The sequence below is a fragment of the Candidatus Omnitrophota bacterium genome (genome assembly GCA_028716165.1).
Taxonomy (GTDB): domain Bacteria; phylum Omnitrophota; class Gorgyraeia; order JABMRG01; family JABMRG01; genus JAQUQI01.
In genome coordinates this window covers 203,940-226,700 of sequence record JAQUQI010000002.1, presented here as the reverse complement: position 1 = coordinate 226,700, position 22,761 = coordinate 203,940, and the positions used below count along the sequence as shown (strand labels likewise).

The following is a 22,761-nucleotide window of genomic DNA, read 5'->3' as shown; positions in this document are numbered from 1 at the left end:
ACGTCACTTCTGTCATTGCGAACGTCACTTCTGTCATTGCGAACACCACTTCTGTCATTCAGAGGAGCGCCGAAGGCGCGACGAAGAATCCAGTACTCATTTCACTCCCAGATCCTTCGCGGCCTACTCTGACCCCGACTCGTGCCGCTCTGGATGACAGGCGCATCACTTTGTCATTCAGAGGAGCGCCGAAGGCGCGACGAAGAATCCAGTACTCATTTCATTCCCAGATCCTTCGCTAACGACTCTTGCCCCAATTATCGCCGCTCTGGATGACGCACGCTTCATTCCCAGATCCTTCGCTAACGACTCTTGCCCCAATTATCGCCGCTCTGGATGACACGCGGAGCGGCCATTATGCTGGTTTAACTTGACAAACAGATTAACATAATATAACATTAAGTATTGTTGCTTTTTAACCGGCATATGAACTGATAAAACCTGACAAAAGTTTCCAATGAAAAATTCTCAATTTGTCCATCTTCACAATCATACGCAATACAGCCTTCTTGACGGCGCCTCATTATTGACCGAACTTATCAAGCTTGTCCAGCTTTATAATATGCCTTCTATCGCCATAACCGACCATGGGAATATGTTCGGCGCCATTGAGTTCTACCTGCTTTGTAAAGAAGCGGGTATCAAGCCCATAATCGGATGCGAGATGTATATGGCGCCTGCCAGCAGATTTGATAAATCCAGCCACGGTATCCATGACGCGGCCTATCACCTTGTATTACTTGCCCGGGATGAAACAGGCTATCATAACCTTATGGAGCTTGTCAGCATAGGATACCTTGAAGGGTTTTATTACAGGCCCCGTATTGATAAAGAAACATTAGCCGCCCATTCCAAAGGCCTTATATGCACAAGCGCCTGCCTTAAAGGTGAAATAGCCCACCTTTTGAATGCGGGCCAGCAGGAGCCTGCCGAGCGTGTTGCCGGAGAATTTAATGAGCTGTTCGGTAAAGGCAATTTTTACCTTGAAATGATGGACCACGGCATACCCGAACAGATAAGGGTGAATGCTCACCTGATCCGGATGTCCAAGGCGCTGGGCATAGGCCTTGTCGCGACGAACGACTGCCACTATCTACAGCGCCAGCATGCCAGAGCCCAGGAAGCTTTACTTGCCATACAGACCCAGACAACCCTTGAAGATCCGGATAGAATGAAGATGCAGACAGATGAATTTTATCTAAAGACTCCGGAGGAAATGAACAGGCTTTTCCGTGATACGCCTGAAGCGATAAGCAATACCCTTGTTATTGCCGAAAAATGCGACCTGAAACTTGACCTCAAAAGCAAACATTTGCCCAAGTTTAGCCCGCCCGACGGAAAAGACGGCAGGGAATATCTTAAAGGGCTTGTTTATGAAGGCATGAAGAAGAAATATGCCGAACACGACAGCCAGGTAGAGTCAAGGATAGAAAACGAACTGAAGGTAATAGCCGACAGCGGCTTTATCAGCTATTTTTTGATTGTCTGGGATTTTATACGTTATGCCAAGGAAAATAATATACCCATAGGCCCGGGCAGGGGAAGCGCGGCGGGCAGTGTCGTAAGCTATTGCCTGGACATAACAGACCTTGACCCGTTAAAATACAATCTGCTTTTTGAGAGGTTTTTAAACCCCGAGCGCATAAGCCTGCCCGATATAGATATTGATTTTTGCTATGAAAGGCGTGACGAGGTAATTCAATATGTCAGGCATAAATACGGAGATGAAAATGTCGCGCAGATAATAACCTTCGGCACTATGATGGCAAAAGGCTCAATCAGAGATGTTGCCAGGGTGCTGGGTTTTACGTATTCCGACGCGGACAGGATAGCCAAGCTTGTCCCTAATGACCTGAATATTACCATAGAGCAGGCATTAAGGCAGGAGCCCGAGCTTATGCAGATGTATAAGAACGATAAGCGGGTGACCGAGCTCATTGATATAGCAAGCACGCTGGAAGGTGTTACGCGCCACGCCTCAACGCATGCCGCCGGAGTTGTCATAAGCGATAAAAAGCTGTCAAGCCATATACCCCTGTTTAAGACAAACGACGACCAGATCTCAACAGGCTATCCTATGGGTTCGCTTGAGAAGATAGGCCTTCTCAAGATGGATTTTCTCGGGCTTAAAACGCTTACGGTAATAGACCAGGCGGTAAAGATAATCAAGCGCACGCAGTCCAAAGACCTTGACATAAAAAATATACCGCTTAATGACAAGCAGACATATAAACTGCTTCAACAGGCTGAATCATCAGGCGTGTTCCAGGTTGAAAGCCGCGGCATGCGGGACATTTTAAGAAAGCTCAAGCCCGCTGTTTTTGAGGACATAATAGCCCTTTTGGCATTATACAGGCCGGGGCCTATAGGAAGCGGCATGGTTGATGATTTTATCAACAGAAAACACGGCCGCCTGCGCGTCAAATACGACCACCCGCTCCTTGAACCGATTTTGAAGGCCACGCACGGTATCATACTGTATCAGGAACAGGTCATGCAGATAGTTAACAGGCTGGCGGGCTTCAGCCTCTCGCAGGCGGACCTTCTAAGGCGGGCCATAAGCAAGAAAGACCCGGAGGTAATACAACAGCAGAGAAAGCATTTTATAGACGGCTGTCAACAGCACAATGTGGACAAGGCAATAGCGGATAAGGTGTTCAGCCTTATAGAATATTTTTCAAACTACGGTTTCAATAAAAGCCATTCGGCGGCATATGCTTTGATCTCATACAGAACGGCCTATCTCAAGGCGCATTATCCGGTTGAATTCATGGCAGCGCTTCTGACAAGCGAGCGCGATAATACCGATAAGGTAGCGCAGTATATAGAGGAATGCCAGCGCATGAATATCGGTGTTTTGCCGCCCGATGTAAATGAGAGCTTCGCGCATTTTACGGTTGTCAATAAGAGCATACGTTTTGGCCTGGGGGCGGTAAAGAATGTCGGTGAAGGCGCCATTGATTCCATAGTTTCAGCAAGGAAGAATAAAGGAAGTTTCCAAAATCTTTATGATTTTACCGAACACGTTGACCTAAGGCTTGTAAACAGGAAAGTGATAGAAAGCCTGATAAAGTGCGGCGCTATGGACAGCTTCAAACTTCACCGTTCGCAGATGACGGCCATGCTTGACCATGCCCTTGAGGTTGCCGGCGTCCTGCAAAAAGACCGCTTAAGCGGCCAATTTTCTTTATTTGACGGAATGGAACCCGATGATAAATATAAATCGCATTTCCAGCAGGCCCCCGACGTAAAGGAATGGCCTGAGTCACAGCTTCTTGCCTTTGAAAAGGGATTGCTGGGATTTTATATCTCAAGCCATCCGCTTGCCACATATGAAAAGAGCCTCAAGCTTTACGCCTCATCAACAACCCAGACACTCGGCCATTTACACGACGGCGATGAGGCATCTATCGGCGGTATTATAACAAAGGCAAAATACACGTTTACGAAACGAAACAATGAAAAGATGGCCATATTGCGCCTTGAGGATTTGAAAGGAACTGTTGAGGTCCTTGTCTTTCCCCGGACATTTAAAGACGCTGAAAAAAACATAGCGGAAGATAATATTGTTTTTGTAAGGGGCAAGGTCAATCTTAGGGAGGACAGCCCCAAGATCATCGCGGAAGAGGTCCTGCCGCTTGAGGAGGCAAGGAACAAATATACCCAGGCCTTGTCTATAGAGCTTGTCACCACGGCCATGGAACAGCAGACCCTTGCTAAACTTAATGATATATTAAAAAAGCATAAGGGCCAAACGCCTGTTTATATAAATTTTACTACGCCTGATAAAAAGAAGGTGCAGATGGCCGCCGGAAAGGACCTGTCGGTTCTGCCGACAGACGCTCTTATCGGCGAGATTGAGTCTCTGGTGGGTGAAGGGGCTGTAAGCGTATGGGTATAGGCCGGCTTTTTATGTTTATGGTTAATGAATAATATTGACATGTCAGTTATTATATGTTAGATTAAACAAACAAGTTATGTAAAGATGAAAGGGTTTTTATGTTAAGTTCCAAAGAAGGCATAGCGCGGACAAAAGAGTTTATTGAGCTCTGGAAAAAATTTAACCAGATATATAAAGAAGCCATGGGCAAATCTGCCATCAGCGAAGAAGAGGAACTGCTTTTTCTGGAGACCAAGTCAATAGTCGCCCGTAAATTCCAAACCCTCGTTGATTCGCTTGCCATTGAAAGGGCCACAATAGACCGCACCTATGACGTTATAAATAATGTCCTTTCTCTCAAATCTATTTCAACCATATCCGAAGAAGCGATAAGGAAAATGGATACCGACTGGCACCAGTCATACATTTCGCTAAACAGGCTGTTGGGCCATCTTGAAGCCCAGCTGTCTTCAGGCCCCCAGGGCGGCGGCCTTAAGCTTACCTCATTTATACCGGCGGCGAAATTAGCCCTTTACGGGGTGGTAATTTTCGCCTTTTTTATGGCTGTGATCTTTTTCTGGCATGTTATTAAAAACGCTCAATAGCCAAGGACGCTGTCTTCTAAAAACCGGTTCCCCTTATAAACACACTGACAAATACGCGTAGTATCGGGTTTGCAAAGACCGGAGGGCATATGACAAAAAAAGATATTGTAATAAAGATTTCGGATGAAACCGGAATAAAACAGATAATTGTAAAAGAGATCGTGCAAAAGACCATAGACGCGATGATAGAGGCCTTGTCCAATGGAAAGACTCTTGAGCTTAGGAATTTTGGCGTGTTTAAAGTCAAAGAGCGTAAGGGCCGCATGGGAAGGAACCCGCGCACAGGCGAGGCGGTAAATGTACCTGGCAAAAAGGTCGTTTCTTTCAAGCCCGGCCTTGTCATGAAGCAGAAAGTTAAATAATACAGCCTATGTCCGCAAATAAGATAAACCGGCTCAAGGGCACGCAGGATATAATGTCCCAGGAAGCATGCCTTTGGCAGGAGATTGAAGACACTGCCCGTGATACCGCGCTTGTGTATGGTTACAGGCCTATCCGCACGCCTATTATTGAACAGACATGCCTGTTCGCGCGCAGTTCAGGGGAAGAAAGCGATATAGTTAAAAAGCAGATATACTCTTTCTCCGATCAGGGCAAAAGAGAGATATGCCTAAGGCCCGAGGCCACGGCCTCCGTATGCCGCGCGTATATTGAAAACTGCCTGGATAAGACCGAGGGTTTCGTCAAGTTTTTTTATTCGGGCCCTATGTTCAGAAGCGAAAGGCCGCAGGCAGGCAGGTTCAGGCAATTCCATCAGATAGGGGTTGAGGCCATAGGCTCATATTCCGTATATCTTGATGCCGAAGTGATAATGCTTCTTAACGATATACTGAAAAGGTCAGGCGTCGCAGGCTGTGTGTTCCATATCAATTCGCTTGGCTGTGATAAGGATAAATCAGTTATAAAAGAAAAAATAAGGCAGGCCCTTAAGCCTGCTCTGGATGAGCTCTGCCCTGATTGCCGGCGCAGGTATGATACGAATACGTTGAGGATATTGGATTGCAAGGTTTCCTCGTGTAAAAAAATTATTTCCGGAATAGAGCTTAACGGGGCTCTTTGCGATGAGTGCGCTAAAGCGTTTTCAAGCCTTGAGGGAATTCTTAAAAAAGCAGGAATAGGTTATACCGTTGACGATAAACTCGTCCGTGGCCTTGATTATTATACGGGCATAGTGTTTGAGGTAAAGTCAAAATCTCTCGGCGCGCAGGACGCCTTGGCCGCCGGCGGGCGCTATGACAACCTTATATCTGATTTTGGCGGGCCACGCGCCGGCGCTACGGGATTTGCCCTGGGCATGGAACGAATCGCGCAAATTATAAAAGACGAAAATCCATCCAGATACTGCCAGCCCGAAGGCTTAAAGGTATTTATCGTCTGCCTTGGCGATAAGGCGCGGAATATGTGCTTTGGCATACTCTCTGATCTTAGAAAAGAAAATATTTCCTGCGACATGGATTATGAATCAAGGTCATTCAAGGCCCAGATGCGCCATGCGAATAAAATTAAATCGGAATTTGTCGTCATCGTCGGAGACGAGGAGCTTGAGAAAGGCGAATGTGTTTTAAAAGACATGAAGGATTCTTCGCAGAGGCATCTGCGGTTTGACCGGCTTGCAAGCAATCTTAATGCCGTAAAATAAATATGAAATAAGGATAAAATAAAATGCTTAGGACATGCACATGCGCGGAGCTGTCTGAAAAAGACATAGACAGAGAGGTCACTCTGGCCGGATGGGTATCGGCAAGGCGCGACCATGGAAATCTTATATTTATTGATGTCAGGGACCGCTACGGTATCACACAGCTTGTTTTTAATCCGGAACTTGACAAAGCGCTTCATCTTAAGGCGGAGCAGTTAAGGGATGAATTCGTGATACAGGCAAAAGGTTTCGTTTGTCCCAGGCCCGAAGGCACAATAAATGCCAAATTGCCCACAGGCCGTATAGAAGTCCGCGTGTCGTCTCTGGAGGTATTGAATGAGTCCAGGACGCCTGTTTTTCCCATTGACGATACGACGGAATTTTCCGAAGACATAAGATACGCGCACCGTTATCTGGATTTGAGGCGGCCGTCTATGCAGAAAAACCTCATTGTCCGCAGTAATGTGTGCAGGATAATGCGCGATTACCTTAACGGCCGGGGTTTTATTGAGGTAGAAACGCCCGTGCTGACAAAATCAACCCCGGAAGGCGCCCGTGATTACCTTGTTCCCAGCAGGGTAAATAACGGAAAGTTTTACGCCCTGCCCCAGTCGCCGCAGTTATTCAAGCAGATACTCATGGTCGCCGGCCTTGATAAATATTACCAGATAGCCAAGTGCTTCAGGGACGAAGACCTGCGCGCCGACCGTCAGCCTGAATTCACACAGCTTGACATGGAGGCATCATTTGTTGAAGAGAAAGATATATTTTCGCACATTGAAGCTCTTATGAAGAATATTTTTAAAGAAGTTCTCAATATTGAGCTCGAAACGCCATTTCAGGTGCTCAACTATAAGGATGCCATGGCGCTTTATGGCTGTGATAAGCCTGATACGCGTTTTGGCATGGAATTGACGGATTTGACGGATGATTTTCGTCATTCATCGTTTAAAGTATTTTCCGAGACCATTAATAACGGCGGCATTGTCAAGGCGCTTAAGCTTTCCCGGCCCGGAGAAATGCCGAGAAGCAGAATAGACGAATTGACCGATTTTGCCAAAGAATCCGGGCTTAAAGGCCTTGCCTATCTTAAACGCGACGGAGACAATTTCCAGGGCCCTATAGTAAAGTTTCTATCTGCTAAAGAGCAATCCGCGATAAAGGAAAAAACGGCGGCTTCATCAGGAGACTATGTTTTTTTTGCCGCCGCCGAACGGCCGGTATGTAATAATGCCCTTTCATGCCTGCGTAATAAATTGGGCAGGGAAGAAGGCCTGATCAATGCCAATACCTTTAAATTGCTCTGGGTAAACGAGTTTCCGCTGTTTAAATATAATGACGAGGAAAAACGCTGGGAATCGGAGCATCATCCCTTTACGGCGCCCAATAACGATGACATGGGATATATACTATCGGAGCCCGCCCGCGTGCGCTCTCGTTCATACGACCTCGTGCTTAATGGTGTTGAACTTGGAAGCGGCAGTATCAGAATACATTCGCCCAAAACCCAGAAGATGATATTTTCGGTCATAGGCATTGATGAGCGGGAAGCGGAAGACAGGTTTGGGTTTTTGACTAAGGCATTGAGTTTTGGGGCCCCGCCCCACGGCGGTTTTGCCATAGGCGTTGACAGGCTTACGGCTATCTTATGCCAAAGGGATTCAATCAGGGATGTGATAGCATTCCCTAAGACGCAGAAGGCGATATGCCCGATGACTTCGGCGCCTGCCGGTATCTCAAAAAGACAGCTTGATGAATTGGGTTTAAAAGTTAAAGAACAATTATAATTAAGGGGGGTGCGGGATGAATAAGTTTTTGGCGGTTTTATTGATATCTATATTCGCTTTATCCGTTGGCGGATGCGTGACCGTAAAAAAAGTCGTAAGAGAAAGGGTGGACCAGGATGTTAGCGGCAATAGAGGCTATATAGCCGGAGAAGGGGATGCCGCTGTCAACAGCGGTAAGCCGGTTGACAGAGAATACATTGATATAAGGGTTGAGTTTCCCACATGGCAGGAAGTTACTGCCCCTGCCGTCAAGTATTCCGGGGAGCAGGATGTAAAAATAAACCAGAATACCGCGCAGGATGAGTATGTCTCAACCCCGGCGCAGGAGGAATATGCGCCGCGGTCAGCCAGGGCCGACACTCAATTATCAGGGAACAGGGGTTATGTCTCCACAAGAAATACTACGGCGCCTGCCGCGTATGAATATGATGAATATGAGATTGACGTATATACCGAGCCTGCCGGCACATCTTATGAAAGCAAGCCCTCTATAGAGGATTATCAGGAGTATATTGTAAAACAGGGCGATACCCTTTCGCATATAGCAAAGGCATTTTACGGAAAGGCCGCCAAGTGGACGCTGATATACGAAGCAAACGCGGATACGATAAAAGACCCTGCCAAGGTCAGGGAAGGCATGAAACTTAAGATACCTTCTTTAGACAGCGATAAAACGAATTATACCAAATAGGTTATTTTTATGACAAGGTGCCTTAAATTAAATAATGACGAAGAGGCGAGGCTTTTATTTGGAAGCCATGATGAAAACCTCAAGCTGATTGAGCAGGCCTGCGGCGTCAGGATAGTGGCCCGGGGAGAGAACCTTTCCGTTGACGGGGATGAGCCGTGTGTCGGCAAGGCTTTTGATATATTTTCCAAGCTCCTGCTTCTTCTGCGCGAGGGTAAAAGCTTTAAAAACCAGCAGGTCCATTATTTTATAAAATCCATTACGCATGACAGCGCCCTGTCGTTTTTTCAGGGCCCGGGCCTGCGCGTGGATGTGCCGTCAAAAAAAGCGTTTATAGCGCCAAAAACCGAAGGCCAGAAAGAATATATTGAGGCCATTGCCTCGCACGATATAACCATAGCTTCAGGGCCCGCCGGCACAGGCAAGACGTATCTTGCCATGGCGATGGCTGTATCCTATCTTATGAAAAACCGCGTAAGCAGGATAATATTGACAAGGCCTGCCGTTGAAGCGGGTGAAAGCCTTGGATTTTTACCGGGCAGTTTATATGATAAGGTCCTGCCGTATCTTAGGCCTTTATATGACGCTTTATATGAAATGATGGATGCCGACCGCGCGCGCAAGTTTATTGAAAGCGGGATCATTGAAGTAGCGCCGCTGGCATTTATGAGGGGCAGGACACTTAACGATTCTTTTATTATTATGGATGAAGCGCAGAATGCCACTCCGGAACAGCTTAAGATGTTCCTGACGCGTCTCGGCTTTGACTCCAAGGTCGTTATAACCGGCGATTTAACACAGAGCGATCTGCCGGGGCAGGGGGCTAAGGGCCTTCTGCAGGTAATGAAGATATTGCGGGGTATTGACGATATCAAGATAATCTCTCTATCCGGCCGTGACGTGGTAAGGCATGAACTGGTCCAGAAGATAATCAGCGCTTATGAGCAGGCCAGATCTTTGCCCCGTAAGCTTGGGCGTTCGTCCATACCCGAGCAGGAACACACATGACACCTCTAATTAAAAAAACTCTCTTCAGGCTTAAGGAATTGCGCAGGCCGTTTGCTTCAGAGCGAAGCAAACGGAATAAAGCGCTGGCCCAGGGTTCCACGAGGGCCTTTACGGCTATTATAACCATATTGATTGCCGCGGGCGTCGTATTTTCTTCGCGCCTTCCAGTCCGGTTTTTATTTAACGAAGGAGATATCGCGTCGGAGGATATCTACGCGCCTTTTGATTTTTCGTACAGGGCGGGTATTGACGAAGCCAGGACATCGGCGCTTTTGCAGGCGGCTGAAAGCGCTGTTAATGAGGTTTATAATCTTGACGCGGATATTGCGCAAAACGCGAAAAAAGCAATGCAGCTTTTTTTGAGCGTTATCAAAGAGATAAAAAGTTTTCCCGTGCCTGACGAAACAGGCCGGGAGGTTAGGGAGAGCCTGCTTATCCAGCTTAATGAAGCGGTAAATCCCGCCCTAAGCAGTGAAGACTTTGACTTTTTGCTGAACATGGATGATATATCGGTTATTGAGTCCGGGCTTGATAAAGCTATAGACAATATTTACACGAGGCCCATCATCTCCGATGATGACTTGGCCCGGCTTTTATCATCCGGTGCGGCAATACTTTCCCTGTATGAGCCTTCTTCAAAAAAGAAAAGCGACATAAATATTTCCGACATAGATACAATTGCCGGCGCTCTTGAGCGCGCGCAGGAGAGCGCGGCAGAATTCGGCATAAGTGATAAAAAAGAAAAGGCCCTTGTTTTTAAACTTATATCCGCCTGGGCGTATCCCAACCTGATATTTAATAAAAATGAGACCGATTCCGCTCGCCTTAAAGCGCGGGCCTCGGTAGAGGCTGTGTATCTGAAAGCGGAGTGCCTCAAAGGTGAAGCCATTATCCGCAAAGGCCAGAAGATAAACAGGACGCATGTCATACAGTTTGACGCTATAAGCAGTAAGATTGCCCCTGAAGAGGCCTATTTTCAGCTCTTTGGCATCGCGGTCATTATCGCGCTTATGTTATTTTCCATGTTTGTCTTTGTAAAAATCTTTGAAAAACGTATTTACGCGCAGGAGAAGATGCTCGTTCTTATAGGATTGTTTATCATACTAACCGCCGCTTCCGCGAGAGGCATGGCCACGTCTCCTTTGCCGAGCCTCTTTTTGCCTATCGCTTCGGTCCCGATGCTTCTGACACTTCTTGCCGGAGGCACTGTTTCCATAGCAGTGCTTATCGTGATATCAGCCATCGCGGCGCTCGTAGCAGGCATACAATTTGACGTTTTTCTTGTTTCGCTTATTGGAGGCATTACGGCTATTTGCACCGTTCATAACGCGCGTTCGCGCACCCACATAATTAGGTCCGGAGCGCTGGTTGGCGCCATGAATTTTATAGTTATTTCAGCGATAGGGGTTATGTTTACTTTTGAGGCCAATGTGTTCTTGAGGCAGGCATTGTGGGGCATGGCAAGCGGCATTGTATCGGCCGCGATCACGATGATTTTTCTGCCTGTTTTTGAATTTATTTTTAAGATAACGACAAACATAAAATTGCTTGAACTTGCCGACCTTAACCATCCCTTGCTCAAAAAAATGGTGACAACAGCCACAGGCACTTACCATCATAGTATCATTGTCGGCAATCTTGCCGAAGCCGCGGCCGAGGCGATAGGCGCCAATTCACTGCTATGCCGTATCGGAGCGTATTACCATGATATAGGAAAAATTGAGAAGGCGGAATATTTTGCCGAAAACGTCCAGGTCCCTGCCGAAAGCCACGAAGGACTGTCTCCTTCAATGAGCTCTCTTGTAATTACCAATCACGTTAAAGACGGCGATGAACTTGCCGAAAAATACAAGCTCGGTTCGGCGATAAAAGACATAATAAAACAGCATCACGGCACAGGGCTTATGACTTTTTTTTATCATCAGGCGCTGGAAAAAAAGAAAAAAGACGAGGAAGTTAACGAAGAGTCTTTCAGATACCCCGGGCCGAGGCCGCAATCGCGCGAATCGGCCATTGTTATGCTCGCTGATTCCGTTGAGGCGGCGTCAAGGCTTGTAGAGGATCCGACCCCGCAAAAACTGAAAGAACTTGTCCGGAAAATCATTAATAACAAGTTCCTTGACCATCAGCTTGACGAATGCGACCTGTCCCTCAAAGACATAAGCAGGATCTCCGAAAGTTTTGTGAAAATATTGACGGGAACATACCATTCCCGCATTAAATACCCGGACATGAAAACGGGCCAGGCATGAAAGTCATACTGCATAACGGCCAGAGCTTGTGCCCTGTGCCGTTAAAGGCCTCAAGGAGACTTGCCTTAAACACGCTTAAAAGGCTCGGTGTTGACAAAAACGGTTTTATCAGCGTGAGTTTTGTGGATACGGCGGTTATTAAAAAACTGAACAGGAATTTTTTTAAAAAAGACCGCCTGACAGACGTTATAGCTCTGGCATATAAGCGGCAACGTAGTGGTTCCTGCCGGCCGCTTTATGACGGTTATTTAGGCGATATATTCATATGCCCTGTCCGTGTCAGAGAAAATGCCGCGCGGTATAAACAACCCTATCCCTGCGAGCTTTCTCTGTGTATCGTCCACGGCATACTGCATCTTTTAGGCTATGACGACACGAAGCCGGGGCCTAAAAAAAAGATGTGGCAAAAACAGAACTGGTTGATTAAAAAATGACGGACAAGTTGAATTCCCCGAAGACAGGAAGAAGCATAGCGGACAGTTTTAACGCCGCCATAGAAGGATTTTTGTTTGTGGTAAGGACCCAGAGAAATATGAGGGTGCATTTTCTCGCGGCCCTTTTTGTGATACTGTTGGGCATATACCTGAATTTTTCCCGCATTGAAATGATAGCGCTTGTTTTTACGAGTTCGCTGGTGCTTGTCGCGGAGATGATAAATACGTCAATTGAAATAGTTATGGACCATGTGGAATCTTCTCATTCACGGTGGGTAAAGGCGGTCAAGGATGTAAGCGCCGGGGCCGTATTTATCGCCTCAATAAACGCGATGGTAGCCGGATATTTCCTTTTTTTTAAGGATAACGTATTTGACAGATTATTCAGATCCGAGATATCAAAGCTTAGTTCCTCGGATTGGCATATATATGTTTTTATTTTGATCACGCTTATCGGAATTGTTATAATTTCCAAAGCCGTCCTGCGCAGGGGCAGGCCCTTAAGAGGCGGCATGCCGAGCGGGCATTCGGCAGTGGCGTTTTCCGTATGGATGATTACCGCTCTATTATGCGATAATACGCTTATTGTTTTTATGGTATCGCTTCTTGCTTTCATGGTCGCGCAGAGCAGGGTGCGAAGGAATTATCACACGGTGCCGGAGGTTGTGATAGGCGGCCTGCTGGGCATCTTTCTTACGCTTTTTTTATTCAGGTTATTAACGGCTTAGCTGTCCCGTCCGGGAGAGGATAAAGGGGTGCGGCATGTTTAAAAAAATATTCAAATTTTTCAGAGATAATTTTATCGCGGGAATAATCGCGATACTGCCTATCACTATCACGGTTTTTGTCATAAGGTTCTTTGTCATCAGCCTGAATGCTGTCATGCTTGATCCCTTTACAAAATGGCTCAAACCCTACCCGCTTTATGAGGACCAGAGGCTGTTTCTGGCAAAGGCCCTTGTGTTTTCCGCCGCGATGATATTGATCGCCATGGCGGGTTTTATGACAAGGATACTTTTTTTAAGGCAGTTCTTTTCTTTTTTTGAAAGTATCCTGTTAAGGCTTCCTATGGTAAACAAGATCTACGGCTCAATAAAGCAGATAAGCGGCGCGTTGTTTAACAAAAAAAGAAGCGCTTTAAAAAAGGTGGTGCTTATAGAATACCCGAGAAAAGGCCTTTACGCTTTAGGTTTTATAACGTCGGAGGATGCCCCGGCCATGCAGGAATCCCTCGGGGAAAGCAATCTGATCTCCGTATATGTGCCTACCACGCCGAACCCTACAAGCGGTTATTTTGTGCTGTTAAAAAAGGAAGAAATACATCCTGTTGATATGAGTATTGAAGACGCGCTTAAGGTCATCATTTCCGCCGGCGCGATATCGCCGGCAAATTTAAACAAACCGGCGCCGGAAAATCCAGAGTGAGTATACAGAAGACCCGTGCTATATTGCTTTATAAAAGGGACATAAGAGAGACCAGCGTTATAGCGTCGTTTTACACAAAGGATTTCGGCAAGATAAAAGCCCTTATCAAGTCTGCCCGCGGGCCCATGGCCAGATGCGGAACTTATCTGCATGAATTTGCCGAGTTTGACATAATCTTTTATGAAAGGCCCAGGGCCGATACACATATGGTTACCCAATGCGACCTTGTGGAGCCATTTGGGAAAATAACCCAGGACCTTGATAAAAGGCTTAAGGCTTTTTATGTCCTTGAGCTCGTTGACAAATTCACGGTTTTGTGCGATGATAACCCTGATATATACAAGCTTCTTGAATGGATACTGCGCAGGTTAGACGCCGAGAAATTTACGGAAAAAGCGCTGATTGTTTTTAGGATCATGCTCCTTGAATACACCGGTTTTTTGCCCCAGATTGATTCCTGCATGAATTGCGGCAAGAGAATTGAAAGGCAGAATGCCGCCTTCAGCCTAAGGTTTTCAGGGCTCTTGTGCCAGGAATGCCTTAAATCGGACATGCAGGTAATGCCGTTGTCAAAAGGAGCTGTCGCTTCAATAAAAATGATAAGAAGGCAGGGCTGTGAAAAGCTTGCAAGCGCCATGGTAACAGTCGCTCTTATGGCTGAATTGTCTAATATGCTTGACAGGCTGATAGATTATCATCTCGGGGAGCATCTCAAAACCCTGGATTTTATGAAAAAGAGTTTATCGCAGTGATATCGCAATATCGAATATCGCAGGCGTCCTATTTGGAGACACCCTGCGTGCTCAACGGGAAGTATCCCGCCTGTCATCCAGAGCGGCAGGAGTCGGGGTAAGCGTCATGCTCCTGTCATCCAGAGCGGAACCGGCGAGGCAAGAGTCGTTAGCGAAGGATCTGGAAGTGAAGCCAGTATTAGATTCTTCGTCGCGCCTTCGGCGCTCCTCTGAATGACAAAGTTGACCCATGTGTCATCCAGAGCGACAGCCAAGCAAAGCACGCCTCGGTCGCGAAGGATCTGGGAGTGAGACGAGTATTAGATTCCTCGCTTCGCTCGGAATGACAGGTGTACTTCACCTGTCATCCAGAGCGGCAGGAGTCGGGGTCAGAGTAGGCCGCGAAGGATCTGGGATTGACCCGTATGTACCGTCCGGAATGACAGATGTAGCGCTTGGAGTGACAGGCGTTTTGCCCCAAATAGCGGGCGGGGTTATAATCAGACTGACAAAATTGGAGGCAATATGAAAACTCTTCCAACAATAATAAATATTTTATCAGCCGTCCTTCTTATATTACCGGTTTTTTTATGCGGCTGTGGTAAAAAATATGACCCCCAAAAAACAGTCGCCAGAATTAACGACTATTACATGACCGTTGAAGACTATAAGTCAGAACTTGACACAACATATATGGGTAAAAAAGGCGTATTAAGCGGCGAGCAGATGTTGGATGATATCATAGCAAACGAAATACTTGTCCAGGAGGCGCAAAGGCTGGGCCTTGACAAAGAAAAAACTTTTATGAAAACAATAGAGCGCTACTGGAAGCATGCCCTAAGAAAAGAGCTTTTAGACAGGAAAGACCGGGAGATATCCGGCAAACAAGGCCTTTCTGACAGCGAAAAAGCCAAGATGATGCAGAGTTGGTATAATAAGCTGTATAAAAAAGCGCGCGTAGATAAGTTTTTGCGCGTATTGGAGGACGCGAAATGATAGGTCAAAAAGACTCCAGAAGAAAAAATTATTTTATCAAAAAGAAATTTCAGGGCATATTTATATTAAGGTTCTGCCTGCTTATGGGTATAGGCCTGGCGGTATCGGCATTGGGGCTTTATCTGTATTCCAGGTCAAGCACTACAACATCATTTATCCATTCACGCCTTTCCATAGTCAATACATCCGATTATATCTTACCGGCATTAATCTGGGCGGTCCTTTTGGTGCTTTTTGTAATGGGCATCATAACGACTCTTGTGGTAATGTATATGAGCCACAGGATAGCAGGGGCTATGTTTAATATAGAACACCGCCTGAACCAGATAGGAAACGGCGACCTTACGGCTTATATAAAATTGCGCTCAACAGACCAGGCGCAGGATATGGCTGAAGGCGTCAATAGTATAGCAAAAGTTTTATCGGAAAAGCTGTCCGAGATGAAAAAAATAATGTCAGGCATTAATGATGACATATCAAAGATAGATAAGAATAATCCCGGCAATTTTCTGGAAAACGGGCTGGGTAATTTAGCCGGCAGAATAAAAGAACTGTCTGAAAAATTAAATTATTTTAAAACCGACGGTAAATGATTAAAACGACGGGGATCGCGATATCTCTTTGCCTGGCCGCCTGTCTTTTGAACGTGGGCATTTGCCTTGGGCAGGATACAAATTCTGAAACCTTAGCGCAATACATTGACGGCAAATATGTAAGGCTTATTGTAGGCGCTGATGTCAATAAGGAAAAAACTTTTAGGCGCATAGCTTCATCGGGTGACTCATTGTTTGGATTGTTCGGCTCATCAAAACCTTATACAGACAAAGGCTTTGCCGATGAATTTGACAGCCTTTTCTTAAAGGCTTGCAGAATATTGGATATGTATCCGAGAAATGTCAAGATTGATATAAGGATATTAAAAAATCAAAAACAGCTTAATGACAACCTTGTCCGGATTGGTAAAAAAATAGAAGGCCAGGAACTGGTATCTTATTATATACATGCTCTCAAAACAATATATACCTGCGAAAGCACCATAGCGCGCGGTATCATGGCGCATGAGCTGGGCCATGTTATCACCGAGCATTATTTTATTACCAAGGTGCCGTATCAGGTTGGCGAGCTTATGGCGCAACATGTTGAGACAAGTATTGATGAGTAAGGCGAGTATTAGATTCCTCGCTTCGCTCGGAATGACAGACGTACTCTGTCTGTCATCCAGAGCGGCAATAAGCGGGGCATGAGTCATATTATGTCATCCAGAGCGGCAATAAGCGGGGCACGAGTCATATTATGTCATCCAGAGCGGCGGAAGGCAGAGCACGCCTTGGCCGCGAAGGATCTGGTACTGCCCCTTGCGTAGCGGGCAGACAAGTATTAGATTCCTCGCTTCGCTCGGAATGATAGACGTACTCTGTCTGTCATCCAGAGCGGCAGGAGGCGAGGCCAGAGTAGGCCGCGAAGGATCTGGTACTGCCCCTTGCGTGACGGGCAGGCGAGCGCAAGAAATAGCACAAGGACATTATGATATATTTTCATGATATTATAGAAAGGCTTAACGGATTCTGGAAACAGGCCGGCGCGGTAATAGCCCATGGCTATGATATTGAAATCGGTGCAGGCACATTTCATCCTTTGACTTTTTTCAAAAGCCTTGACGATAAACCATGGCGTGTAGGCTTCGTCCAGCCTTCGCGCAGGCCGGCTGACGGAAGGTTTGCCGATAACCCTTTAAGGATGCAGAGATACTATCAGTATCAGGTCCTGATAAAACCCGCTCCTTGCGATATACAGGAATCATACCTTGCCAGCCTGCGTCATATCGGCATAGACTGCAGACAGCATGACATAAGGTTTGTCCAGGATGACTGGGAATCGCCTACGCTTGGAGCCAGCGGGCTTGGCTGGGAGGTCTGGCTTGACAGCCTTGAGATAACGCAATTTACATATTTCCAGCAGATGGGCGGAATTGAGCTTAAGAATGTTTCGTGTGAGATAACATACGGGCTTGAGAGAATAGCCATGTTTTTACAGCGTAAAACCGATGTTTTTTCCATACAATGGAACAAGGATACTACATACGCGGATATGCATTATCAACAGGAAAAAGAAGGCTCCGCGTACAATTTTGAACAACTTGATCCCGTAATGGCGGCAGGGCTTTTTGATATTTATGAGAAAGAATCAGCCAGGCTTATAAAAACCGGGCTTCTGCTTCCTGCTTATGAATATATGCTTAAAACATCACATACCTTTAACCTTTTAGATGCCCGCGGCGCGGTCTCGGTTACCGAGAGAGCTTCTTATATAGCCAGGGTGCGCGAACTTGCCCGCGCCTGCGCCAGGCTTTACATGGAACAAAATGAGCACAACAGATCTGATACTTGAAATAGGCACAGAGGAACTGCCGTCCCATGACCTTGACGCGGCGCTTGAGTCGCTGGCTTTTCGTAAAGGCAGTCCCATAGAGGCTTTATTTCTCTCAAACAATATAAAATACAGCAAGGCATCCGCCTACGCGACGCCGCGCAGGCTTATACTGCATATAAGCGATATACCGCTTTGCCAGGATATGCTTATTGAAGGCCCGCCTGTAAGGATAGCCTATGATGAGCAGAACAGGCCGACCAAGGCCCTGGAGGCGTTTCTTAAAAAGAACAATGCCGCTATAAGCGACATTATAAAGCCTGCCGCCGCCGGCTCCGGAGATTTGAGGGTTTCAATCAAAAGACAGGATATATCAAATGCCGGAATACTGCCTTCTGCGCTTGCCAAAATAGCAGGCCTTATGAATTTTGCCAAAACAATGAGATGGAATGGCACAGGGGCGGCTTTTTCAAGGCCCATCAGATGGATTGTGGCCCTGTTCGGAGACAAGGTATTGTCGTTTGAATATGCCGGCATAAAATCGTCAAATGCCACCCGCGGCCACAGGTTTCTCGGCAGGGATTTTATAAAAGTAAAAAATCCCTGCCATTATTTTAAAACTCTTAAGAAAAATCATGTTGTCTGGGACAATAATGAGCGAAGAAAGATCATTCTTTCTTTCCTTGAGAAAAAACGCTGGCATCCAAATGACGAATTGCTTTCCGAGGTGGTCAATCTCGTTGAAAAGCCCTGTTTTATAGAAGGCTCTTTTGACAAAAAATATCTTCAGATACCGCGCGAGGTCCTGCTTGCCGCCATGTCCAAACATCAGAGGATATTCTGCCTTGAAGATAAAAATTCAGCCCTTGCCAGCCGCTTCGCAGGGGTATTGAACGGGGCCAAAAAAAACACAAAACAAATAATCAAAAACTTTGAAAACGTTCTTGAGGCAAGACTTAAAGACGCGCTGTTTTTCTATAAATCAGACACAAAAAAGCCGCTTACGGAATGGGCACAAGGCCTTGACGGCATAGTTTTTTACAAAGGCCTGGGGACAATTCACGATAAGGCGCAAAGGATAAAAAAAATAGCGCTCTTTATATCGCGGAATTATTATCCCGGCATTGATGAAAATGATATTGCCAAGGCCGCGCCTTTGCTTAAGGCAGACCTGCTTACGTCTATGGTCAGAGAATTCCCGAGCCTGCAGGGAATTATGGGCATGTATTACGCCAAGGACAGCGGATATCCAGACGCTGTTTCCCGGGCCATATCCGAGCACTATCTTCCGCGTTTTGCCTCGGACAAACTGCCTTCCACGGATATGGGTTCGCTGTTTTCGCTTGCCGATAAATTTGATAATATCGTGTCTTATTTTAGCATAGGCAAATCCCCCAAAGGTAATTGGGATCCATACGCTTTAAGGCGCCAGGCAATAGGAATAATTTTGATCCTCATGGAAACTAAAAAATCATTGTCTTTATCAGGGGTCATTGACTTCTGCCTTGAGCAGTATGCCGGCTCTGAAACAAAATCCAAATGCCGGCAGGCAATACAATTATTTTTAAAAGACAGGCTTGTATCAATCCTGAAAGCTAAGGGGCAATACCGCCATGACCTGATAGAATCCGTAATGGCAAGCGGAGCGGATGATATATATAAAACTTGCTTGAAATTAAATGAGTTAAATAGTATAATCAATAGTCCTGAATTTGAACAGGCGCGTGTTATTGTTGAAAGGACACACAATATCGTCGCGGCGGCGGGCATAAGCCTTCCGGAGATAGACGAAAAATTGTTTTCCCAGGAACAGGAAAATAAGGTCTTTGGCGGGTTTAACAACACAAAAGACGAATTTATGGCTCTATGCAAAGAGGGCCTTTTCTCCAAAGCGACGGATAATATTGCAGCGGCGCTATCCGGCGATCTTGGGGATTATTTTGATAAAGTGATGGTAAACGTTGACGATAAGCGTGTCAGGGCCAACCGTTTGGCCTTGTTGTCCGCTATCAATAAGCTTTATACGGACAATATAGCGAATTTGTCATTGATAGCGGTTGAAAATAAAGATAATTCACGCAAAGGCCCTGCTGTAAAACCGCGGCAGGGTAAATAAGGCGAACTGTTTGCTCTAAAAGGCAAAGGCGCTGATTTAAAGGAGGAAGAGTAAATGGCAGTTGCAGTCGCATCAAAGAAAAAGGCGGTCAAGTCCGGCAAGAAGTTAAAATACGTTTACTTCTTCGGAGGCAATAAGACCGAGGGAAACGCGTCTATGAAAAATCTTATCGGCGGCAAGGGCTCTAATCTTGCCGAAATGGCGCTTATGGGCATACCTGTGCCTCCGGGATTTACCATAACAACAGAGGCGTGTATAAAATTTTATGAAAACAATAAAAAGTACCCCCAGGGCATGATGGAGCAGGTGGAAAATAACCTGCGCAAGCTGGAATCCGTAATGGGCAAGAAACTCGGCGATCCTAAAGACCCGCTTTTGGTATCGGTGCGGTCAGGCGCCAGGGTGTCTATGCCGGGTATGATGGACACGGTGCTTAACCTTGGGTTAAATGATACATCCGTTAAAGGGCTTGCCGAGAAATCCGGTAATGAGCGTTTTGCCTATGACGCCTATCGCAGGTTCTGCCAGATGTTCGGCGATGTCGTTCTTGACGTTGAGCATGCCAAGTTTGAAGAGATACTGCATGCGAAAAAGGTCCAGAAAAACGTCAAGCTTGACACGGAACTTGATACGAATGACTTAAAAGATATCGTATCTAAATATAAGGCGTTGATAAAAAAGGAAAAAGGGTTTTCTTTTCCAGAAGATCCCATGCGGCAGTTGAAGATGGCCATAGACGCCGTATTCGGCTCATGGAACAATGACCGCGCGATAAAATATAGAAACTTAAATAATATACCGCATACCTGGGGGACAGCCGTTAATATACAAACCATGGTTTACGGTAACCTCGGCGAAGATTCAGGCACCGGTGTCGCTTTTACAAGAGACCCCGGCACAGGCGCTAAAAAGTTTTATGGCGAATATCTGATGAATGCCCAGGGAGAAGACGTTGTTGCCGGTATAAGGACGCCGCATCCGATAGATGACCTCAAAAAGACCATGCCGAGGGCGTATCTTGAGCTGGTTTCCATATACAAGAAACTTGAGCGCCATTACAAGGACATGCAGGATATAGAGTTTACCATCCAGGAGAAAAAGCTTTATATGCTTCAGACCAGGAATGGCAAGCGCACCGCGCAAGCGGCCCTCAAGATTGCTGTTGACATGGTATCCGAAGGCCTTATTACAAAAGAACAGGCTGTTTTAAGGGTCCAGCCAAGCCAGCTTGATCAGATGCTTCATCCGATGATAGACCCAAAGGCGAAGGTAAGCCCTATTGCCAAAGGCCTTCCGGCTTCACCGGGCGCTGCTGTCGGCAAGGTCGTGTTTACCGCTGATAGGGCCGAAGAATTGGCAGGTAAAGGCGAAAAGGTCGTGCTTGTAAGGCTTGAGACATCCCCTGATGACATAGGCGGTATGGCTGTGGCACAGGGCATATTGACGGCCTTTGGCGGCATGACATCGCACGCCGCTGTTGTAGGGCGCGGTATGGGTAAATGCTGTGTGGTAGGCTGTAACGGCATATCTGTTCACGTAAAGGACAAATACTTTATCGCCAAAGACAAAAAAATAGTTGAAGGCGATTATATAACGCTTAATGGAAATACCGGCGAGGTCATACTCGGCCAGGTAAATCTTATTGAGCCTAAGGTAACGGGCAGTTTCAAGATACTGATGGATTGGGCTGATAAAGTCAGAAAGCTCAAGGTCAGGACCAATGCCGACACGCCCCTTGATGCCGAAGTGGCCGTTAATTTCGGCGCCGAAGGCATCGGGCTTTGCAGAACAGAGCATATGTTCTTTGGCAAAGAAAGGATACCTCTTGTCAGGGAAATGATACTTGCCGAAGACAAGGAAAGCCGTGAAAAGGCGCTTTCCAAACTTATGCCTTTCCAGAAAAACGACTTTAAAGGCATATTCAAAGTAATGAAAGGAAAACCTGTGACAATCAGGCTTCTTGACCCGCCGCTTCATGAATTCTTGCCCAATACAGATAAAGACGTAGATGAGATGGCAAGGATGATGAAGGTTGACAGGAAACAAATATTGACAGTATGCCAGAAACTGCACGAGCTTAATCCCATGCTCGGCCACCGCGGATGCAGGCTCGGTATCACGTATCCCGAGATATACAGGATGCAGGTGCGGGCCATAATGGAAGCGGCATGCGAGCTTGCCAAGAACGGGCAGAAAATAATACCCGAAATAATGATACCTCTTGTCGGCCATGTCAATGAACTTATATTCACGAAAAAACATGCCGAAGAAGTATGCCAGTCGGTTTTGGCCAAGCATAAAGTGCGTATGCAGTATCTCATAGGCACCATGATAGAGATACCCCGCGCCGCGCTTACAGCCAATGAAATTGCCGCCGAGGCAGAGTTCTTTAGCTTCGGTACCAATGACCTGACACAGATGGGTTTTGGTTTTTCAAGGGATGATGTAGGAAAGTTTTTGCCCTCTTATATACAGGACGGCATACTTGAAAATGACCCGTTTGCCACGATTGACACGGCAGGCATAGGCCAGTTCATGAAAATAGGCGTTGACCGCGGCAGGTCGGTTAAGCCGGGCCTTAAAATCGGTATCTGCGGTGAACACGGCGGAGATCCAGCCAGCGTTGAATTCTGCCACAAGATAGGCCTGGACTATGTAAGCTGTTCGCCATACCGTGTGCCTGTGGCAAGATTGGCCGCGGCGCATGCTGTTTTAAAGAAATAACGTCTATTGTTCAAGCGTGATGGTGCCTCCGGGCAAAGCTTTTTAAAAAAGCCTGCCTGGAGGCGTAAATACGTTTGATACCTTGAAAGATATTGATTTGGACAACAAG

At 46.4% G+C, this 22,761-nt stretch carries 18 protein-coding genes; all 18 read left to right on the top strand.

Annotated elements, in window-relative coordinates; translation table 11 throughout:
* Nucleotides 1-457 precede the first annotated feature (457 nt).
* The 18 genes from PHV77_02550 to ppdK all read left to right on the top strand — a co-directional run bounded on the left by PHV77_02550 (nucleotide 458) and on the right by ppdK (nucleotide 22,652).
* Complete coding sequence (locus tag PHV77_02550) at nucleotides 458-3,901, top strand: DNA polymerase III subunit alpha (protein MDD5504178.1); 3,444 nt, start codon at nucleotides 458-460, stop codon at nucleotides 3,899-3,901.
* Nucleotides 3,902-3,999: 98 nt separating this feature from the next.
* Entirely contained in the window at nucleotides 4,000-4,485 is a 486-nt protein-coding gene (locus tag PHV77_02545) for a hypothetical protein (GenBank protein ID MDD5504177.1), read from the top strand.
* A gap of 89 nt (nucleotides 4,486-4,574) precedes the next feature.
* Entirely contained in the window at nucleotides 4,575-4,847 is a 273-nt protein-coding gene (locus PHV77_02540) for an integration host factor subunit beta (protein ID MDD5504176.1), read from the top strand.
* Between the two features lie 8 nt (nucleotides 4,848-4,855).
* Entirely contained in the window at nucleotides 4,856-6,124 is a 1,269-nt protein-coding gene (gene hisS, locus PHV77_02535; GenBank protein MDD5504175.1) for a histidine--tRNA ligase, read from the top strand.
* A gap of 23 nt (nucleotides 6,125-6,147) precedes the next feature.
* Entirely contained in the window at nucleotides 6,148-7,911 is a 1,764-nt protein-coding gene (gene aspS, locus PHV77_02530) for an aspartate--tRNA ligase (GenBank protein MDD5504174.1), read from the top strand.
* Between the two features lie 16 nt (nucleotides 7,912-7,927).
* The gene (locus tag PHV77_02525) at nucleotides 7,928-8,602 is read left to right on the top strand and encodes a LysM peptidoglycan-binding domain-containing protein (protein MDD5504173.1); all 675 of its coding nucleotides are present in this window, start codon (nucleotides 7,928-7,930) and stop codon (nucleotides 8,600-8,602) included.
* A 9-nt stretch (nucleotides 8,603-8,611) separates the two neighbouring features.
* Nucleotides 8,612-9,607, top strand: a complete 996-nt coding sequence (locus PHV77_02520; GenBank protein MDD5504172.1) for a PhoH family protein — start codon at nucleotides 8,612-8,614, stop codon at nucleotides 9,605-9,607.
* Nucleotides 9,604-11,859, top strand: coding sequence for an HDIG domain-containing protein (locus PHV77_02515; GenBank protein ID MDD5504171.1), 2,256 nt, complete (start codon nucleotides 9,604-9,606; stop codon nucleotides 11,857-11,859). Before PHV77_02520 ends, PHV77_02515 begins: the two co-directional genes overlap by 4 nt.
* Nucleotides 11,856-12,293, top strand: a complete 438-nt coding sequence (gene ybeY, locus PHV77_02510; GenBank protein MDD5504170.1) for an rRNA maturation RNase YbeY — start codon at nucleotides 11,856-11,858, stop codon at nucleotides 12,291-12,293. Before PHV77_02515 ends, ybeY begins: the two co-directional genes overlap by 4 nt.
* Complete coding sequence (locus PHV77_02505; protein MDD5504169.1) at nucleotides 12,290-13,021, top strand: diacylglycerol kinase; 732 nt, start codon at nucleotides 12,290-12,292, stop codon at nucleotides 13,019-13,021. The genes ybeY and PHV77_02505 overlap by 4 nt, the downstream gene beginning before the upstream one ends.
* A 34-nt stretch (nucleotides 13,022-13,055) precedes the next feature.
* Nucleotides 13,056-13,718, top strand: coding sequence for a DUF502 domain-containing protein (locus PHV77_02500; GenBank protein ID MDD5504168.1), 663 nt, complete (start codon nucleotides 13,056-13,058; stop codon nucleotides 13,716-13,718).
* The gene (gene recO / locus PHV77_02495; GenBank protein ID MDD5504167.1) at nucleotides 13,715-14,470 is read left to right on the top strand and encodes a DNA repair protein RecO; all 756 of its coding nucleotides are present in this window, start codon (nucleotides 13,715-13,717) and stop codon (nucleotides 14,468-14,470) included. The genes PHV77_02500 and recO overlap by 4 nt, the downstream gene beginning before the upstream one ends.
* Before the next feature lie 504 nt (nucleotides 14,471-14,974).
* On the top strand, nucleotides 14,975-15,445 hold the full coding sequence (locus PHV77_02490) for a hypothetical protein (protein MDD5504166.1): 471 nt from the start codon (nucleotides 14,975-14,977) through the stop codon (nucleotides 15,443-15,445).
* Nucleotides 15,442-16,038 (top strand): hypothetical protein, encoded by a 597-nt coding sequence (locus PHV77_02485; GenBank protein ID MDD5504165.1) that lies wholly within the window; start codon nucleotides 15,442-15,444, stop codon nucleotides 16,036-16,038. Before PHV77_02490 ends, PHV77_02485 begins: the two co-directional genes overlap by 4 nt.
* Nucleotides 16,035-16,607 (top strand): hypothetical protein, encoded by a 573-nt coding sequence (locus PHV77_02480; GenBank protein ID MDD5504164.1) that lies wholly within the window; start codon nucleotides 16,035-16,037, stop codon nucleotides 16,605-16,607. Before PHV77_02485 ends, PHV77_02480 begins: the two co-directional genes overlap by 4 nt.
* A 365-nt stretch (nucleotides 16,608-16,972) precedes the next feature.
* Nucleotides 16,973-17,833 carry a glycine--tRNA ligase subunit alpha gene (locus PHV77_02475; protein ID MDD5504163.1) on the top strand — a complete coding sequence of 287 codons (861 nt, stop codon included), beginning with the start codon at nucleotides 16,973-16,975 and terminating at the stop codon, nucleotides 17,831-17,833.
* Nucleotides 17,808-19,928 carry a glycine--tRNA ligase subunit beta gene (glyS, locus tag PHV77_02470; GenBank protein ID MDD5504162.1) on the top strand — a complete coding sequence of 707 codons (2,121 nt, stop codon included), beginning with the start codon at nucleotides 17,808-17,810 and terminating at the stop codon, nucleotides 19,926-19,928. Before PHV77_02475 ends, glyS begins: the two co-directional genes overlap by 26 nt.
* Before the next feature lie 54 nt (nucleotides 19,929-19,982).
* Nucleotides 19,983-22,652, top strand: a complete 2,670-nt coding sequence (gene ppdK / locus PHV77_02465) for a pyruvate, phosphate dikinase (protein MDD5504161.1) — start codon at nucleotides 19,983-19,985, stop codon at nucleotides 22,650-22,652.
* The last annotated feature ends 109 nt before the right edge of the window (nucleotides 22,653-22,761 follow it).

Excerpts from the sequence above, each read along its gene's own strand:
- PHV77_02540 (MDD5504176.1), top strand. The coding sequence starts at position 4,575 with ATGACAAAAAAAGATATTGTAATAAAGATTTCGGATGAAACCGGAATA.
- glyS (MDD5504162.1), top strand. The coding sequence starts at position 17,808 with ATGAGCACAACAGATCTGATACTTGAAATAGGCACAGAGGAACTGCCG.
- PHV77_02490 (MDD5504166.1), top strand. The coding sequence starts at position 14,975 with ATGAAAACTCTTCCAACAATAATAAATATTTTATCAGCCGTCCTTCTT.
- PHV77_02545 (MDD5504177.1), top strand. The coding sequence starts at position 4,000 with ATGTTAAGTTCCAAAGAAGGCATAGCGCGGACAAAAGAGTTTATTGAG.
- ybeY (MDD5504170.1), top strand. The coding sequence starts at position 11,856 with ATGAAAGTCATACTGCATAACGGCCAGAGCTTGTGCCCTGTGCCGTTA.
- PHV77_02500 (MDD5504168.1), top strand. The coding sequence starts at position 13,056 with ATGTTTAAAAAAATATTCAAATTTTTCAGAGATAATTTTATCGCGGGA.
- PHV77_02515 (MDD5504171.1), top strand. The coding sequence starts at position 9,604 with ATGACACCTCTAATTAAAAAAACTCTCTTCAGGCTTAAGGAATTGCGC.
- PHV77_02525 (MDD5504173.1), top strand. The coding sequence starts at position 7,928 with ATGAATAAGTTTTTGGCGGTTTTATTGATATCTATATTCGCTTTATCC.
- PHV77_02550 (MDD5504178.1), top strand. The coding sequence starts at position 458 with ATGAAAAATTCTCAATTTGTCCATCTTCACAATCATACGCAATACAGC.
- aspS (MDD5504174.1), top strand. The coding sequence starts at position 6,148 with ATGCTTAGGACATGCACATGCGCGGAGCTGTCTGAAAAAGACATAGAC.
- PHV77_02505 (MDD5504169.1), top strand. The coding sequence starts at position 12,290 with ATGACGGACAAGTTGAATTCCCCGAAGACAGGAAGAAGCATAGCGGAC.
- hisS (MDD5504175.1), top strand. The coding sequence starts at position 4,856 with ATGTCCGCAAATAAGATAAACCGGCTCAAGGGCACGCAGGATATAATG.
- ppdK (MDD5504161.1), top strand. The coding sequence starts at position 19,983 with ATGGCAGTTGCAGTCGCATCAAAGAAAAAGGCGGTCAAGTCCGGCAAG.
- PHV77_02485 (MDD5504165.1), top strand. The coding sequence starts at position 15,442 with ATGATAGGTCAAAAAGACTCCAGAAGAAAAAATTATTTTATCAAAAAG.
- PHV77_02520 (MDD5504172.1), top strand. The coding sequence starts at position 8,612 with ATGACAAGGTGCCTTAAATTAAATAATGACGAAGAGGCGAGGCTTTTA.
- PHV77_02480 (MDD5504164.1), top strand. The coding sequence starts at position 16,035 with ATGATTAAAACGACGGGGATCGCGATATCTCTTTGCCTGGCCGCCTGT.